General features: G+C 72.1%; 14 protein-coding genes. 6 read left to right on the top strand and 8 right to left on the bottom strand.

Going from position 1 to position 16,066, the window contains the following annotated elements; all coding sequences use genetic code 11:
* Nucleotides 1–5: 5 nt before the first annotated feature.
* Complete coding sequence (locus MUK52_RS32125) at nucleotides 6–551, bottom strand: N-acetyltransferase (protein ID WP_114059332.1); 546 nt, start codon at nucleotides 549–551, stop codon at nucleotides 6–8.
* Nucleotides 548–1,828 (bottom strand): NsdA family TPR-like regulatory protein, encoded by a 1,281-nt coding sequence (locus MUK52_RS32120; RefSeq protein WP_114059331.1) that lies wholly within the window; start codon nucleotides 1,826–1,828, stop codon nucleotides 548–550. The genes MUK52_RS32125 and MUK52_RS32120 overlap by 4 nt, the downstream gene beginning before the upstream one ends.
* Before the next feature lie 261 nt (nucleotides 1,829–2,089).
* Here MUK52_RS32120 and MUK52_RS32115 point away from each other — a divergent pair, with 261 nt between their 5' ends.
* The 6 genes from MUK52_RS32115 to MUK52_RS32090 all read left to right on the top strand — a co-directional run bounded on the left by MUK52_RS32115 (nucleotide 2,090) and on the right by MUK52_RS32090 (nucleotide 9,514).
* Entirely contained in the window at nucleotides 2,090–2,560 is a 471-nt protein-coding gene (locus MUK52_RS32115; RefSeq protein WP_114059330.1) for a hypothetical protein, read from the top strand.
* Between the two features lie 255 nt (nucleotides 2,561–2,815).
* Entirely contained in the window at nucleotides 2,816–4,048 is a 1,233-nt protein-coding gene (fxlM, locus tag MUK52_RS32110; protein ID WP_284581932.1) for a methyltransferase, FxLD system, read from the top strand.
* A 58-nt stretch (nucleotides 4,049–4,106) separates the two neighbouring features.
* Nucleotides 4,107–4,298, top strand: coding sequence for an FxLD family lanthipeptide (locus tag MUK52_RS32105; protein ID WP_284581931.1), 192 nt, complete (start codon nucleotides 4,107–4,109; stop codon nucleotides 4,296–4,298).
* A gap of 85 nt (nucleotides 4,299–4,383) precedes the next feature.
* Entirely contained in the window at nucleotides 4,384–7,413 is a 3,030-nt protein-coding gene (locus tag MUK52_RS32100; RefSeq protein WP_284581930.1) for a lantibiotic dehydratase, read from the top strand.
* Entirely contained in the window at nucleotides 7,410–8,537 is a 1,128-nt protein-coding gene (locus tag MUK52_RS32095) for a lanthionine synthetase C family protein (RefSeq protein ID WP_114059326.1), read from the top strand. Before MUK52_RS32100 ends, MUK52_RS32095 begins: the two co-directional genes overlap by 4 nt.
* A gap of 11 nt (nucleotides 8,538–8,548) precedes the next feature.
* Nucleotides 8,549–9,514 carry a thiopeptide-type bacteriocin biosynthesis protein gene (locus tag MUK52_RS32090; protein ID WP_114059325.1) on the top strand — a complete coding sequence of 322 codons (966 nt, stop codon included), beginning with the start codon at nucleotides 8,549–8,551 and terminating at the stop codon, nucleotides 9,512–9,514.
* A gap of 405 nt (nucleotides 9,515–9,919) precedes the next feature.
* Here the strand turns inward: MUK52_RS32090 and MUK52_RS32085 are convergent, their stop codons facing one another.
* The 6 genes from MUK52_RS32085 to MUK52_RS32060 all read right to left on the bottom strand — a co-directional run bounded on the left by MUK52_RS32085 (nucleotide 9,920) and on the right by MUK52_RS32060 (nucleotide 15,837).
* Nucleotides 9,920–10,903 carry a helix-turn-helix transcriptional regulator gene (locus MUK52_RS32085; protein WP_284581929.1) on the bottom strand — a complete coding sequence of 328 codons (984 nt, stop codon included), beginning with the start codon at nucleotides 10,901–10,903 and terminating at the stop codon, nucleotides 9,920–9,922.
* Between the two features lie 154 nt (nucleotides 10,904–11,057).
* A complete protein-coding gene (locus MUK52_RS32080; protein ID WP_284581928.1) occupies nucleotides 11,058–12,017 on the bottom strand; it encodes a hypothetical protein in 960 nt (319 codons plus the stop codon).
* Nucleotides 12,018–12,077: 60 nt separating this feature from the next.
* Nucleotides 12,078–12,992: a hypothetical protein gene (locus tag MUK52_RS32075; RefSeq protein WP_284581927.1), complete on the bottom strand. Its 915-nt coding sequence runs from the start codon at nucleotides 12,990–12,992 to the stop codon at nucleotides 12,078–12,080.
* A gap of 124 nt (nucleotides 12,993–13,116) precedes the next feature.
* Nucleotides 13,117–13,566, bottom strand: a complete 450-nt coding sequence (locus MUK52_RS32070) for a DUF6228 family protein (RefSeq protein ID WP_284581926.1) — start codon at nucleotides 13,564–13,566, stop codon at nucleotides 13,117–13,119.
* Between the two features lie 77 nt (nucleotides 13,567–13,643).
* Nucleotides 13,644–14,396 (bottom strand): lytic polysaccharide monooxygenase auxiliary activity family 9 protein, encoded by a 753-nt coding sequence (locus MUK52_RS32065; RefSeq protein ID WP_246043010.1) that lies wholly within the window; start codon nucleotides 14,394–14,396, stop codon nucleotides 13,644–13,646.
* 76 nt (nucleotides 14,397–14,472) lie between these two features.
* A complete protein-coding gene (locus MUK52_RS32060; protein WP_284581925.1) occupies nucleotides 14,473–15,837 on the bottom strand; it encodes a fibronectin type III domain-containing protein in 1,365 nt (454 codons plus the stop codon).
* Nucleotides 15,838–16,066 lie beyond the last annotated feature (229 nt).

Here is a 16,066-nt window from a genome sequence, read left to right as displayed (position 1 = left end):
ACTCGTCAGGCGCGGAGAGGGCGTCCCATGCACACCAGCCACGGTGAATCTGGGGAAGGCTGCACCACACCGATCTCCTCGTATCCCCAACCCTCGTACAGGCGCATCACCTTCCCATCGCCGGCAACGGGGTTCACCATCAGCGTCGCGTGGGGCTCGCCGCGGTCGGCCAGTAGCGCGTCATGCATATGTCGGGATACGCCGATCCCGCGCCAGGCGGGGATGACGCCGATCTCTTTGACAGCCACGGCGTCCTTGCCTGTGTACCGGACTGGAGCCGGCGAGTTCAGCCGCTTCCACCACCGGTCACCCGGCCCCACACTGTTGGCATAGGCGTAGCCGACCGGGGCGGCGTCGGAGCCGTGCGCGATGACCACGGCCCAACCCGGTTCGGCGGCGTGCCGGTCCAGCCGCTCCAGGAACACGTCCAGGCGGTAGTTCGGGTGGTCAAGGAGATCGGCGCGCACCAGGGCGTACAGGTCTCCGATCACGGCCTTCAAGGCCGGGGTGAGCGTCGCGTGCCGCCGTATGGCGGGTGCAGACGTGGTCATGCGGTGTGATCCTTCCTGGTGATGAACTCCCGCCAGGCGGCTTCGTGGGCGCTCTGCGGGGCGATCGCGTTAAGGCGGCGGCCGAAGGTATCGAGCATGCCGACCACGCGGGGGTGGCGGGAGGCAGCGTCGGCAGGGACCCTCATGGCGGTCGCGAGGGCTGATTCGGCGTCGCCCTGTTCGAGCTGCGCAAGGGCCAGGCGGGACGTGGTGATCGCCTTCGACCTGCGCATGTGAGGGCGCAGAGCTGCCAGGCAGCGGTGTCCGTGGGCCTCCGCCATCGCCCAGTCCCCGAGCGTGAGGTATGCCGACAAGGCGAGAGAGTCAAGTTCGGCCTGGTCGAAGAACGCCGTAAGCCACACCGGGCGGACATCGCCGCGGTTGGCGCGGGCCATCGCTTCCTGGGCATGTCCGAACGCACGCCGAACCGCTCTGCGTTCGCCGGCAGCCGCGTGGATAGCAGCGTGCCGGGCCAGGCCGAGCGAGGCGAACAGGGGGTCGCGGCGGGCGAGGGACAGGCCGCGGGCGACGTTGTTGGCGGCCGCTGCCTCGGCCGGACTGCCCTGATGGCGGTACATGGTTCCCGCGTGCGACCAGATCCGGAACTTGATCGCCGGATCACCTGAGAGTTCGGCGAGCTGCGCGGCGTGCCGCAGGTGGTTGCGAGCATCGCCGAACCGGCGGCCGTCGATGGCGGCCCACATTGCCGAGGACATGAACGAAGCCGCCGTCGCATACAGGTTCGTTCGAACCCGCTGCGATGCAGTGCCGGACTTCTGGAGGAGGAGTGCTTCAGAGGCTAGGCGGACGGCCTCGTGCTCGATGCTGGCCTGGCCGCCGTGCCGGTGGTCGGAGGCGATGATGTCGGTGAAGCGCTGGTGGAGGCGTGCCACGTCGGACATGCCCACGCGGGCTGTTGATGCAGCGGAGGCCGGCGAAGGGACCCCTGCCGCGGCGGCAGCGGCGGGGAAGGCGAGGAAGGTACGGCGTTCCACGGGCGGCTCCTGGTTGGGGTCGGGGGCCGGCAGGCGGGCCCGGCGCACGAACCCTAAGTCAGCTGCTGACAGCCCGGAGAGCAGTTCCAGAGCCCGGAGCTGCGCCCCCTTGGGGCAGCGGACCCGGCCTGACCGCCATGCCCGGATGTTGGAGTCGTCCAGGCCTCCGACACGGCCGGTGATCTCGCCGACAGCGGCATTGACCAGGTCGGCAAGCTCGCGCGAGCCAAGCCGCTTCTCAGCCATCCACGCCACTAAGGCGTCGTTTCGCCTTGGGTCCACGGGCCAACCGTAGGTTGAACGCGAGGACAGGCGCAGGCAAAGGGCGGGTCAAATCGCCCTGGGGGAGACAGCGTCGCCCGCCCCGGATCGCCCTACCCGCACCCTGTGACCGGGCGTTGACTAAGGGTGTGCGCGGGGCCAGGGCATGCGCCTCCCCTCACTACCGTGCACACCCCCACGGGTGTGGGGTCGGGCCAGGAGGGCGCCATCCCTCCGCCGTAAGCCCGGCCCTGTACCGGCAATTGAGGAGGAGGGCGTGCCGTGGACTTGACCGAGATCCCCGCGGTCCGTGACGGGATGGGGCGGGACAACGCCCTGCAACGGCAGTGGTCGCCGCTGGCCAGCAGGCCGATCCGGCAGGCAGCACCGCTGACACGGCTGTGGGGGTTCCGCACGGACGGAGTGCGGGCCGCTGCGAGCCTTGCCCGCCGGAACAGTCTGATGCTCAAGGTCGTGCGCTACGTGCAGGCGCCCGAGCGGGAGGCCGGCGCGCAGTTTGAGGAACTGGAGCTTGTGGCCCGGTCACGGCACTACCCGGTTGTGGACGAGCTGTGCCTGGACGTGGGAGGGCCGATGCTCCTGGAGTACCGGTCGGGCCTGCGGGCTGCGAGGCGGCTTCTGGGCCTGCGGCGGGTCGGCAGGCTGGGCGTGGCGGTGAGCTGGTCTCTCGACGTCGGGTGCCCCGGCAAGACCCTACGCGCCGAGCTCCCCCTGCCCCTCACGGAGCTGTGACCGGTGCGCGGCTTGGCAGCGAGGCTGGAGCATGCGCTGCCACACCTCGCCGGAGCGGAAGGGCAACGCAGCTGTGCTGCGCTGCGTGACCGGTCGGCGGTCCGGGAACTGCCTGCCGGAGCGCCCGGCGTGTGCAAGACACCTCGCGCCCACCCCAGTGAGGAGTGTGGCCTTCCTCCGGACCAAACCACGCGCTCTCAGCCTTCCCAGCACATGTGGGCCAAAAGGAGAACCAGCATGGATAGCGTCCCCCGCATGACGAGCACCGACATGAAGCCCCCGGCGTCCGACCGGGAGTTGCGGGACCAAATGGTCAGCCGCCTGATCGAGATGGGCGCCCTTCGGAGCAGCGGCGCCGTGGCAGCATTCCGCAAAGTGCCCCGGCACCTCGCGACCCCCCAGACGGACATCACCAAGACCTACGGCGTGGAAGACGCCGTGATCACCAAGACCGACGCCGATGGCATCCAGCTCAGCTCGGTTTCCGCCCCCCGGATCCAGGCCATGCAGATTGAACAGGCCGACCTCCACCCCGGCCAGCGGGTGCTGGAGATCGGATCCGGCGGCGTGAACGCCGCCTACCTCGCCGAGATCGTCGGCCCCGGCGGCACGGTCGTCTCCATGGACATCGACCGCGACGTCACCGCTCGCGCCGAACGCTTCCTCAAGGAGACGGGCTACGACCGGCGCGTGAAACTGGTGACGGCCGACGGTGAGGACGGCGCCGCCGCCGACGGCCCGTACGACCGCATCATCGTCACGGTGCAGGCCGCGGACATCCCCCCTACGTGGATCGACCAGCTGGTCGACGGCGGCCGCCTGGTCGTGCCGCTGCGCATGCGCGGCATGACGCGCACCATCGCGTTCGTGCGCGACGGCGAGCGGCTCGTCAGCGACGGCTTCGAGCTGTGCGGCTTTGTCCCCATGCAGGGCGCCGGCGAGAACCGCGTCCGCTTGCTGCTCCTGCACGACGTGCCGGGCGAGGAGGTCGGCCTGCGCCTCGACGGGCACCCGGAGCCGAACCAGGGGGCCCTGCGCGAGGCACTGCACATGCCAAGCGTGGAAGCATGGTCCGGGGTGACGCTGGCCGGAGACGAGTCGAACGAGCACCTCGACTTGTTCCTGACCACAGTCCTCGAAAACCTGCCTCTGCTCACCGGCACCGCGGCCGCCCGCTCGCGCGGCCTGATCGCGTCCGCCTCCCCCCTCGGCGTCCCGACGCTCGTCAGGGGCGGCAGCTTCGCGTACCGCACGGTGCGTCGGACCCAGGACCCCGACCGGTTCGAACTCGGCGCCATCGGCCACGGGCCGGAAGGCGCCGGGCTCGCGGAGGCGTTGGTCGTTCAGATGCAGTCGTGGGACCGCGACTTCCGCGACGACCGCGCGCGCATCGACGTCTACCCGGCCGGCACGCCGGACGAAAAGCTTCCCGAGGGCGGCCGGGTCATCGACCGGCCGCACACCCGGGTGATCATCTCCTGGCCGTAGAGGCGCCGCTACGACCAGGTGTCCCGAGCACCATCCACCACCTCACAGGAGGAACCAGATGGCACGGCAGAACAACCCCGTCCTGAAGGCGGCCACGGACTACGCGTCCGGCACGGACTCCGACTTCGACCTGGACATCGAGACGCTCGCGTCCGCGCCGGTCGTCGCCGGCCTGCTGAACGACACCGGCGACGGCTGCGGGTCCACCTGCCAGTCCGCCTGCTCCAACAGCACCTGCATCAGCGGCTGACCCTGCTGCTGCCCCCTCCCGCGGGGCCGGGCCGGGCCTGCTCGTCGGGCTCGGCCCCGCACCCTCCGGTGACGACGAAGGAGGCATGACAATGTATGAAGCCCTTGACGCGGCACTGCTCAGAGCCACGGCCAGGCCCCTGACGGATGCCCTGCCTCCCTGGCCCGACCTGGCCCAGGACGACGTCCCCGCCTGGACCGCGTGGATCACGGAGGTTTGGTCCGACGAGGCGGCCTCGGCCGCCGTCGAGGTCGCCAGCCCGCTCCTGGCGGATGCCGTACGAGGGGTGATCAGCGGCAAGGTCGCCCGCCCGCGGCCTGTCCGACGGGCAGTGGTCTCCTTGATGCGGTACCTGCTGCGCAGCCGGTACCGCGCCACCCCGTTCGGGCTGTTCGCCGGCCCCGCACCCATCCGTACCGGAGCCTCCGGCCACGCCCGGTGGGGAGCCCACCACCGGATCGACGTCCGGGCAGACGCGGAGTGGCTCGCCGCGGCCATCGCCTCGCTGGAGAACATCCCCGGCATCCTGCAACTCCTGCCGGTCGTCGCTGACCCGACGCACGTGATACGCGGCGCGAAGGTCACCGTGCCGCACCAACCCGGCAAGGAAGGCCCTGTCGAGAAAACCATGCGACGCACCAAGGCCATCGAGACCATCCTCGCGCTGGCCGCCTCCCCGATCACGGTGGCCGAGATCATCGACAAGCTGCACGGCGACTACCCCACGACCCCGGTCGAAATCGTCGAGAACACCGTCCGCGGACTGATCTCCCACCGCATCCTCCTTACTTCCCTGCGCGCCCCCATGACCTGCGACGATCCCCTCGACCACCTCGTACAGCAGCTGGACCTGCTCAGAGCGGACCGGATTCCGGCGGCGGCGGCCATAGTCGCGGAGTTGCGGCGGATCCGCCGCCTGCTCCGCCGACACCTGGCGTCCCCGCCTGCCGCCCAGCGCGACATCCGGGATGAGGCCACACGGCGCATGACGGCCGTGACCGGGGTCGCCACTCGCACCCTGGTGGTCACCTCGCGCCCGGACTGCGACGTCCGACTGCCCGCCGCGGTGGCCCGCGAGGCCCAGACGGCCCTGGCGGCCATCGCCCGGATCTCCCCCTACCCGGCTGGCCCGCCGGCCTGGCAGGACTACCGCACCCGGTTCCTCGAGCGCTACAGCATGGGCGCCCTGGTCCCCGTACGAGACCTGACCGACCCGAACATCGGCCTGGGCTTCCCCGCCGGGTACCGCGGCTCGGTCCTCAAGCGGCCCGTACTGGCCACCACCCGGCGCGACGAGCACCTCCTGGCCCTGGCCCAAGACGCCGCCCAGACCGACCGGCGTGAGATCGCGCTCACCCGCGAGGACCTCGACGCCCTGACGGTGGGCAGCCTGTGGCAGGTACCCGCACACGTCGAGCTCTGCTTCTCCGTTCACGCCCCGAGCCTCCACGCCCTCAACGACGGCCGGTTCGAGCTGAGCATCGTCGGCCTGTCCCTCGCCGCCGGCACCACCACCGGACGGTTCCTGCCCCTGCTGGAGCCGGACGACCGCGAGCGCATGCAGCGCGTCTACACCGACCTGCCCACCCTCACCGAAGCAGCGGACCGTGCACAGGTCTCCAGCCCGCCCCTGCGGCTGCGTACCCAGAACGTCAGCCGCTCGCCCGCGGTCGTGCCGCACCTCCTGAGCCTGGGCGAGCACAACCCGGTCGCCAACCTCGACTTGGACGACCTCGGCGTCGGCGCCGACTCCCGCCGCCTGTACCTGGCCTCGCTCTCCACCGGGCGGATCATCGAGCCGTCGGTGATGAACGCAGTCGAGCCGACCAACGCCACCCACCCGCTGGTCAGGTTCGTCACGGAAGTCCACCGCTCACACACCGCCGTCCTCGCCCCCTTCGCCTGGGGAGCCGCTAGCAGCCTGCCGTTCCTTCCCGAGGTCCGCATCGGCCGCACCATTCTGTCGCCCGCCTGCTGGCGGCTGCGCCACCACGAGCTCGCCCGTGACGGCGCCGAGAGGTGGCCGCACCGCTTCGAGCACTGGAGGGCCGTCTACGGCGTCCCCCGCACCGTCTTCCTCGGGACCGACGACCAACGCCTGCGCCTCGACCTGGCCGACCTCGCCCATCAGCAGCTGCTGCGCCTGGAACTGGAGCGCACCCGCCGCGTGACCGTGCACGAGGCGCCTCCTGAAGCGGCCTACGGGTGGCTTGGACGGGCGCACGAGGTCACCATGCCCTTCGTCGCCACCCAGCGGCCCGTCCGCCGCCCCACCCCCACGACGGTCGTCCCCCGCGGTGAGGGCCGCCTGCCGGGCGCCTCCCCCTGGACGTTCCTCAAGCTCTACAGCCACCCCGCACGCGCCACCGAGCTGCTGACCGCCGCGCTGCCCACCCTGATGGACACCTGGGATCCCCAGCCGGCTTGGTGGTTCACTCGCTACAGCGACCCCGATCCGCACCTGCGCATCCGCATCCAGCTCCCCGGTGCTGCCGCCTTCGGCGACGTGGCGCAGGCCGTCGGGGCATGGGCCGCACAGCTCCGCCTGGACGGGCTCCTGCGCCGTGTGCAATGGGACACCGACGAGCCGGAGACCGGCCGGTACGGCACCGGCCGGCTGTTGGCAGCTGCGGAGCAGGTTTTCATCGCCGACTCCGCGGCCGCCCGCGCGCAGATGAAGCTGCGGATACCGGCCGAGCTCGCTCCGGCAGTGACGGCGGCCAGCTTCCACGACATCGCCACCGTCCTCGCCGGCAGCACGGATGCAGCCCGGGTGTGGCTGCTGTCCGTTCTCCCACAGGCGGAGGGCGCTGCGCCCCCGCGTGCCGTCCAGACCAGCGCACTGTATCTGGCCGCCCCCGACCGGTCCGGGCTGCTCGAGGTGCCCGGTGGATCCGTTCTCATCGACGCATGGGCCCGGCGGCGCGCAGCTCTTGAGTCCTACCGGGACGACCTCTCCGCCGCGGGCCGGGATCCGTTGGATGTCTTGCCGTCCCTGCTGCACATGCACCACAACCGAGCCGCCGGCCTGGACCCGGAAGGGGAGGCGGACTGCCGTCGCCTGGCCCGCACCATCGCCGTGCAGAGCACCGCCCGAGCCGAAGGAGCACGGTGACCGCCACTCCTCACGCTGCAGACCTCGCCACCGGTCAGTCCTTGGCCCACGGCTCACTCGGCACAGTGCTCCTCGACGTCGAGCGGGCACACAGGGGAACGACTGCCTGGCATGAGGTCCAGCGCCGGCTCACGGGAATCGGACCGCTCATAGACGGCGACCAGGCCGGCCTGTTCCTCGGCGCTCCCGCGATGGCCTTCGTCCTCCACCTCGCTGCCGCAGACACCGGCCGCTACGCCAACGCCCTCGCCGCCCTGGACCGCACCATCGCGGCCCACACCCGGCAGCGCCTGGCGGCCGCCCACACCCGCATCGACCACGGCATCCCGGCCGCGTTCGCCGAGTACGACCTGCTGCGCGGCCTCACCGGCATCGGCGCACTTCTTCTGCGGCGGGCACCGACCGGCGACGACCTCAGGGGGGTCCTGGAGTACCTGGTCCGCCTGACCCGGCCGCTACCCGACGGGCAGCCGGGCTGGTGGGTGTGGCACGGCCCCACCAACCTGCACCAGCCCACCCCAGCCGGACACGCCAACGCAGGCCTCGCACACGGCATCACCGGGCCCCTGGCCCTCCTCGCCCTCGCCACGCTGCGCGGCATCACCGTGCCCGGCCAGGAAACGTCAATGCAGACGATCTGTCACTGGCTCGACCAGATACGCCAAACCGACCGCCATGGCACTCATTGGCCCCGATGGACGCATACGGCCGGCCCTGCCACACACCACACGGAAGCACCATCCTGGTGCTACGGAACCCCCGGCATCGTGCGCGCTCAGCAACTCGCTGCCCTCGCCCTGGACGATTCCGCCCGCCAACGCGCCGTCGAAGAGGCGCTCCTGTCCTGCATCGGCGACTCCGCCCAGCTCGACCAGCTCACCGGCCGCAGTCTGTGCCACGGCATCGGCGGCCTCCTGCGGGTAGTCCAGCGCGTGGCCGCGGACGCGCTGGACCCGCACCGCTTCCAGGAGCACGTTCCCCGGCTCACCCAGCGGTTCCTGGCCGCACCGCCCCCGCAAGGCTCAGGTTTCCTGGAAGGGACGGCCGGCGCAGCGCTCGCTTTCCAAAGCGCCGATACCCCCGCGCCCGCCTGCGACTGGGACACCAGCCTCCTGCTGGTGTGAGCGGAGCCCACATGGACACACCGCCCGAAGCCGCCGTACTGGCCGCCCTCACCGGGCAGCCCCTCTCCCAAGTCGCCGCCCGACACGCCTGCTCCGTCCCGCTCCTGGCAGACGCCGTAGACCTCTACCGTGCCGCCGGCAGGGCGGCGCTTTCCGCAAACGACGGAGCCGAGCGGTGGCAGCAGGTGAACGTGGAATTCTCCGACTACGGCCGCGCCCGCGAGGCGTTCTCCGCCTACCTGCTGCCAGCGCTCCGCCAGGCTTACAACGAAGGGCTCATCGCCTCCTGGTGGTTCGTGCGCAAGCACCCCTGCTGGCGGCTGCGCGTCCTACCCGCTCCCGCAACATCGAGTCGCGCCGTACGCGCGCGCCTCACCGCGAACCTCGACGCCGCGATCGCCTGCGGGGCGGTGCAGCAGTGGCGGGTCATCCCGTACGAGCCGGAGACCGCAGCCTTCGGTGGAGCGGTCGGCATCCAGCTCGCTCACGACCTCTTCCACACAGACAGCGAAGGAGCACTCGCCTTCTTGCATACCGCCGACGCCAACCCCTCGCGTCAGCCCGACGCGAAGGTCACGTCCCTCCTCGTGGTCACGCTGCTCCTGCGGGCAGCCGGCCAGGAATGGAGCGAGCAGGGCGACGTCTGGGCACGCGTGGAAGCAAGCCGCCCGCTACCCGCCGGCATCCCCGGCGAGCAGGTGTCATCCATGACACCGTCGATCCACAGACTCCTGACGATCAATACCGCCGGGCTCACGGCCGACGACGAGCTGCTGATGCCCGTGGCGGCCTGGGCCGCCGGGCTGGAGAAGGCCGGGCGGTGTCTCGCCGACGCCCATGACCACGGCCGACTCACCCTCGGCCTACGGAGCATCCTTTCTCGCCACATCATCTTCCACTGGAACCGCATGGGGTTCACCACACGACAACAGGCGATCTGGGCACGCGCGGCACGCGCCACCATCCTCGGCGAATAACGGGCGGGCCACTGAACTACCTGGTGGCACTGCATGCCGGCCTTGCCTCGGCTGCTGGAGGCACTCGACGGCGCCCCTGAACGGATCACGGGGAGCTGCTGCCCAGAGAGCGAACAGCGCAAGTCACCAGACCGAGGCTGTCCGGCTTCCATGCCGATGCAGCGCACGGCCGTGCGCTGCATCGGCATCGGCAAACCCGCTTCGAAGGGAGCGGCGCCGCCATAAGCGAGGAGCAGCCGGATAGGCCTGGGCTGTACCGTGTGAGCCATGACGGATGTCCCTGTCGAACCGCGGTCATGTTAAGGAAGTGCAGTTGCATGCAACTGAATGAAAACGGCTACCGCAGCTGACATACCCCCAGCTCAGCAAGTGTCGACCCCGCGGGCGCGGGGATGCTCCGCTGGGTCAGCTGCGGAGGGTGGCGGACGGGCTGCTTCCGTAGCGGCGGCGGTACGCGGCCGCGAAGCGGCCGGTGTGGGCGAAGCCCCAGCGCGCGGCGACCGCCGAGACGGTGGCTCCCGTCGAGGGGTCGGCTGCTGCCAGGTCGGCGTGCGCGGCTGCCAGGCGCACGGCACGCAGGTACGCCAGCGGGGTCGTACCTGCGTGCCGGGAGAAGGCGTATTGCAGGGCCCGCGGGGTGACGCGGGCGGCGGCGGAGATGTCGGCGAGGGAGATGTCGCGGTCGGCGTTGTCCTCGATGAACGCGATGGCGCGGCGGAGAGTTCCCGTCCCGGAGTCCCGGCCGTCGACGGGCGCCGGGCCCGGGCTGCCGCCCGGCCCGTGGCCGTCGGGGCCAAGGGTGCTGGGCAGCGTGGCCAAGGCGGTGGCGGCGAGGAGTTGCGCGGCGCTGCGCAGCACCAGTTCGGTCCGCAGCTGCCGGGGCAGCGCGGCGAGGTGGGCGAGGTGGGCGAGGGTGCCGGCGAGCTGCCGGCCGGCCTGCGCGCTCAGCGGACGGCGGCCGGTCAGGCGGACGGGCCCGCGGTCCCGGGCACCGCGGGCGGCGACCCGCGGGAGGAGGTCGGGGTCGAAGAGCACCGCGGTCTGGCATACGGAGTCCAGGGAGCCGCGGTAGGGGCGGTCCGGGACGGCGTGGAGGAAGGTGTCGCCGGGCCCGAAGGTGGCGGCGGGGCCGGTGCCGTCCGCGTCCACGGACACGGTGCCGGAGCGGACCGTCGCCACGCAGACCCGGCCGAGGGGCTGCGCCGCGTACTGCATGGCGAAGCCGATCTCGAACTCGTTCACGCTGAACCCGGGCGTGGTCCGGCGCATCAGCCGGGTGCTGGTCGGGCCGTCCCCGTCCGCGGTGGAGATCCGTACGGCCGTGTAGGTGCCGGAGAGGAAGGCCTCGGTCTCGTCCAGGTCGCTGCTGTGGAACACCAGTGGCTCCATCGGCTTCTCCACCCGTTCGTCGAACGGCCCATGGGGAGGCGCGGGCCGGTCCCGGTCGTCGTTGCCCGTCGGACCCTACGCCCGCCGGGACATGCCGGGGGCACATTCGCAGGAGCGGTCCGCGGCGGCAGGCGCGGCGGCAACGGCACCGCGGTCAGCAGACGGGGACCGTCCAGTCCGTGTTGGTGGGTGGGGTCTGGCCCGGGGTGTCGCCGTTCATGAAGGTGTTGGCCACCGCGTAGTAGCGGCCGTTCCACGGGCTGTCGGCGATCCGGTACCACCAGCCGTCGGGGTTGGCGGACTTCATCCCGGGCGCGTGGACCCGGCACTGTACCTCCACCCGGCTGTGGGCCGGGATCCGCTGCCCCGGGCCGCTCACGGCGTGCGGGTCGGTGAACGTCGGGGATCCGTGGCGTCCGCTCTGCTGGGTGACGGTGCGCCCGGCCGGCGGCGGAGCCGGCGTGCTGTCGGCCGGCGGTGCGGGGGACGCGGCCGGCGCGGTGGGAGGGGCGGGCGTCGGACGGGCGGGCCGGCTGGGGGCGGGGTCGGGGCTCGGGTCCGGGGCCGGGTCGGTCTGGGCCGGGGGCAGCGGGGCCGCCTCCAGGAGCCGCCGGGTGGTGCACTCCGGCACCCGGATCTGTTCGGCGGTCGGGATCAGTGCCGAGTGGACGTACCCCGCCTCGCCGGGGTGGGGGCTGCCGTCGGCCTCGATGACGTAGAACCAGCGCTTGTCGGACGGCGGTCGCGCGTCGGGGGCCGTCGTGTCGGTCCAGCACCACATGCGTACGGGGGTGTTGTCGGGCAGGAAGCGGATGGACGACTCGTGGCAGCCGTGGCTGCCGTACGGGGCGGGGCCGGGGCAGGGGCGGATCTTGACGGGGTGGCCGGGGCTGTCGGACTTCACGCGGCTGGCGCCCGAGAGCCGGGTGATCTCCGGGTGGGGCAGGGTGCCCGGCTTGCCGGCCATCTCGACGGCAGGCCGGTCGGGGGCCGTCGGCTCACTGCGGCCCGCCAGGCAGCCGGCTCCGGCGGCGGTGACGGCGACCGCTGTCACCGCCGCCGCGGTCAGCGCGGACGTGCGGTTCCTGCGTCGGGGTGTGCTGGATGGTGACACGGTGCGGCTCCCTCTCGCCGGTGGCGCCGGTGGCGCCGGTGGATGGGGTGCGGGTGGGGGTCAGCAGGCGGGCAGGGGAGCAGTGACGGCGTCGACGTACGCAGCGGGGACCCACTTGCCGGGCTGGACGCGGTACCAGACGCCCTCGCGGCGGGGGCCCTGGTAGGCGTCGCCGAGGGGGAAGACCCGGCCGTTGGTGACCTGGCACTGGACGTGGAAGTGCTGGTCCGGCTCGTAGAAGCCGTTGTGGTGCGCCTCGCCGCCTTCGGTGGGCGAGTCGTAGGCCCACACCCTCGGTGAGGGGTCGGTGCCGTTCGCACCGTCGTCGGACCACCTGATCACGGCGGCGAACGAACGGGGTCCGCCGCCGTCGGCCGACGGGGGCGGGGCGGAGTCGGGGCTGGGGCTCGGCGGGCTGGAGGGGCGGCTTCGGTTTCCGTCGGTCCCTTCGGAAGTGCTCCCGGGGATGGGCGACTCCCCGGAGCCCGCTGTGTTGCCGGCCGGGCCCTGCCGGTCCCTCCACCAGTCCCCGACCTGGAACGCGCCGGCGGCGATGCCCCCGGCAGCGAGCAGCAGCACCGCCGCGGTCCTGGCCGCCCGGCGCCTCCGCCCCCCTGGCGCTGCCCGGTGCTGCGGTGTGCGGGGCCCGGGGTCGCCTCCGCATGCGCGGTAGCCTTCGGCCCATCGGGCGACGAGGCCGGCGGCGTCCTCGCCCGGGCGGTGCTCCGCGCGGGTTCGTACGCACAACTCGACCTCTGCCCAGTCCGGCCGGGTGTCGGGGAGGGTCCGGTCGAGGACCCGGTCGAAGCCATTGGCGCCGGCGTGCCCGTCGAATGCCGCGGCCCTTTCGGCCATCGTCCGGCCCAGTTCGCCGAGCGTGTCGACGTCGAGGCCGTCCATCCAGAAGGTGTGGAGAGCCTGGCGGTAGTCCCGCCAGGTGCGGGCCGTCCGTAACTGGTCCTGCCAAGTCACCATGAACGCCGCCCCTTTCGCGACCGTGCGGAGGACCAGCATCCCCGATGCCCCGGATGTCGCGTTCAGTGGGCTCTACACTCTGATGTCGATCTTGTCCGCGGTGGCCGGGTTCTGCGGGCCCGGCCTACGGGTGTGCGGGTTCCCAGGCGAGGAAGTGGCCGATATCGGCGGCGAAGGAGCGCATGCCCTCTCCGGCTTCCAGCCACGTGGTCGCCGAGGCGCTCCAGCCGCCCGCCGACAGCCGCCAGGGGCGCAGCGTCCAGGTCAGGCCGGTGTGCCCGCCGGAGCGGTGGACAGCTGTCACGGTCAGGTCGCCGTCGTGGGTCTGCCAGGTCCGCTCGCCGTCCCAGCCGCGGAAGTCCTCGGCCAGCCCGGCCAGGAAGGGGGCGAGGTCGCTGCCGCGGACCCAGGCCACGGCGCCGTCGAGCCGGGCGGTCATGCCCGGGGCCCACAGGTCCACCGCGTACTGCACGCAGTATCCGTCGGGTGCGGACCGGTCACCGAAGCGGACTCCGACGGAGGTGTCGTCCCGGCACAGCAGGGTCACGTGCGGCTGGTCGTCCAGGTGGTTCACGGACACACCTTAGGCGGCCAAGGTGAGGGGGGAGGGCGGCGGTGGGGTGGCCGGCCCTCCCCCCTCGGTCTCGGGGGCTACCTGAAGGTGACGTCCGAGCAGGAGTAGAAGGCCTCCTCGCTCTGGAAGGAGCCGTCGGGCTTCTTCAGGCCGTGCCAGATCGTGTAGATCAGGTGCTTGCCCTTCTTCTGGGGGAGCACCGCCTTGAACGTGAACGCCTTGGAGCCGAGGTACCCGGACGGGGCCGCCGTCGCCGCCGTGTTGTCCGCGCTGAGGAACGGGGTGTCCTCCAGGTCGGACCACTTCAGCGGCTTCTTCGGGTCGTAGCCGTCCTTCGTGACGTACATCTCCATGCGGTACGGGTTGTGCAGGGCGCTGATGTCGTAGCGCAGGTCGTACTCCGCGCCGCCGGGCAGGGTCGTGGAGGGGAAGTCGTCGCGGGGCAGGTCCAGGCCGGAGAACTGGGCGTTGCCGGCGCTGCACAGCTTGCCGTCGGGGATGCGGGCGCGGTGCTGCGGCGAGGAGGTGGGGGTGCTGTGGTCGATGGCGCGGCCCTGGACGATCGACTTCCAGTCGCCGGGGATGGCGGGGCTCGCGGCGAGGGCGAGGCGGCAGGCTTCGGTCGCGGTGCGGTTCTTCGTGCAGGCCACGCTGCGGCTGACGGGGTCGGAGGTCGCGCCGTGCGCCGCGGCGGGGCCGGTGCCGAGGGTGGTGACGGCCAGGGGGAGGACGGCGAGGGCGGTGAGGCGCAGGGCCGCGGTCCGGCGGCGGGGCGCCCGGGCGGCTGCGGTGGGGGTGGGGGAGGTCGTCGGGTGCGGGGCGGTGCTCATGCGGGGTGCTCCTGGTGTGTGCCTGGGTGGGTCGGGCGGGCGCGGGGCCGCGGGGCGCGGGGCGCGGGGCCGCAGGTCAGCCGCCGGTCTTGACGGTCAGTTCGCGGGAGAAGGCGCCCCAGGTGCCGTCGCCGAGCCGCGCCCGGATCTTCACCGTGTACGTGGTGCCGGGGTGGGAGCCGACGAGGACTTCGCGGGTGCCCTTCGTGGTCGGCACGGGCAGTACGGGGGTGGCGGTGCCCCACATGAAGGTCTGGGCCGGCTTGCCGTTCAGGTAGACCTGGTAGGTCGTGATCTGGCCGAGGTTCCGGGGGACGGACCAGGCGAGGTTGAGGTAGTGCTGGGTGACGGGGCCGTCCTGCTTGGTGGAGGTGGTGGCGGTGAAGTCGCCGGGTGCTCCCGTGCCCGTGCCGCCGCCCGTACCTCCGCCGCCCGTGCCGCCGCCGGGTGCCGGTGCCGTGGTCACGCCGGCCTCGCGGGTCGGCTCGGACTCCTTGCCGGAGGCGTCGACCGCGGTGACCTTGAAGCGGTAGGCGGTGCTCGGGGTGAGGCCGGAGACGGTGGCGGTGTCGGCCTTGGCGTCGGCTTCCTGGACGCGCGTGCCGTTGCGGTAGATGCGGTAGCCGGTGACGGCGACGTCGTCGGTGGCCGGGTGCCAGCGCAGGGTGGCCTGGTAGGGGCCGGAGGCGGTGGCTTCGAGGTCGGCGGGGATGACCGGTTTCGCGGCGTCCTGGCCGGGTGCGGCGTGGGTGGTGAGGACGATGTCCTTGCTGAAGCCGGAGGTGCTGCCGTCGGCGCGGAGGGTGCGGACCTTGAAGGTGTAGCGGGTGCCGGGCGCGAGCTTCTCGATGTCGGTCATCGTGCCGGTCACCGTCTTGAGCCGCTTGCCGTTCTGGAAGACCTCGTAGCGGTCGGTGTCTGCGGCGCCGGCCGGCGGCTTCCACATCAGGTGGACGGCGGTGTGGTCCTTGACGAAGGAGCCGCTGTCGGCGGGGACCTTGGCGTCGGTGCCGGTCCCGTTGCCGCTGCCGCTGTCGGGGCCGGTCGCCTTGCAGCCGCTGATCTTGGGGATGGCCTTGCCGGCGGGGTTGATCCCGACCTTGACGGCCCGGGTCGCGCCGGCGGCGACGTCGGCCCGGTCGGCTATGGGCTTGACGGTGACGCGCTTGCCGTCCTGGCGGAGTTCGTACGCCCACGGGTTGTCGATGGTGGCCTGGCCCTGCGACAGCTCGAACCGGGCGGTCCAGTCCCGTACGGGCCGGTCCCCCTTGTTGGCGACGGAGATTTCGGCGGACGCCCACCACGCGGTGGACTGCTCCGTGATGCGGCAGGTGGCGCCGAGCCCGCCGTCCTCTCCGGCGTTCGCTGCGACGGGGACGGCGACGGAGGCCGCTCCGACGACCACGGCCGCGCAGGCCAGGGCAATTCGCTTACGGGACATCAGGAACCTCTTGGTGAACAGGCGATCCGCCGGGGAGACGGCGGCGGCATCGGATGTGCCTCGGTCAACGCCAGTGACCCTAAGCGCGAATCCGTCCGCTTCCGGGCTCCGGAAGCGATGTGGGCGCCCTGTTATCCGTCCCTTAAGGTCCGGCTAGGGCGCCCTTGAAGTGGGGGCCGGAATCCGGTCGGGCGGCCGTCCGGAACCCTGCGAGGGGACCGCCCGCGGA

The sequence above is a fragment of the Streptomyces sp. 2P-4 genome, from assembly GCF_030167965.1.
In the GTDB taxonomy this organism is placed as follows: Bacteria; Actinomycetota; Actinomycetes; order Streptomycetales; family Streptomycetaceae; genus Streptomyces; species Streptomyces globosus_A.
The sequence above is the reverse complement of the archived record's forward strand: the minus strand, read 5'-3'. Positions and strand labels throughout refer to the sequence as shown.

Bases quoted from the DNA above. Each gene is read 5' to 3' on its own strand.
- MUK52_RS32125 (WP_114059332.1), bottom strand. From the start codon at position 551: ATGACCACGTCTGCACCCGCCATACGGCGGCACGCGACGCTCACCCCG.
- fxlM (WP_284581932.1), top strand. From the start codon at position 2,816: ATGACGAGCACCGACATGAAGCCCCCGGCGTCCGACCGGGAGTTGCGG.
- MUK52_RS32105 (WP_284581931.1), top strand. From the start codon at position 4,107: ATGGCACGGCAGAACAACCCCGTCCTGAAGGCGGCCACGGACTACGCG.
- MUK52_RS32100 (WP_284581930.1), top strand. From the start codon at position 4,384: ATGACAATGTATGAAGCCCTTGACGCGGCACTGCTCAGAGCCACGGCC.
- MUK52_RS32090 (WP_114059325.1), top strand. From the start codon at position 8,549: ATGGACACACCGCCCGAAGCCGCCGTACTGGCCGCCCTCACCGGGCAG.
- MUK52_RS32085 (WP_284581929.1), bottom strand. From the start codon at position 10,903: ATGGAGCCACTGGTGTTCCACAGCAGCGACCTGGACGAGACCGAGGCC.
- MUK52_RS32075 (WP_284581927.1), bottom strand. From the start codon at position 12,992: ATGGTGACTTGGCAGGACCAGTTACGGACGGCCCGCACCTGGCGGGAC.
- MUK52_RS32065 (WP_246043010.1), bottom strand. From the start codon at position 14,396: ATGAGCACCGCCCCGCACCCGACGACCTCCCCCACCCCCACCGCAGCC.
- MUK52_RS32060 (WP_284581925.1), bottom strand. From the start codon at position 15,837: ATGTCCCGTAAGCGAATTGCCCTGGCCTGCGCGGCCGTGGTCGTCGGA.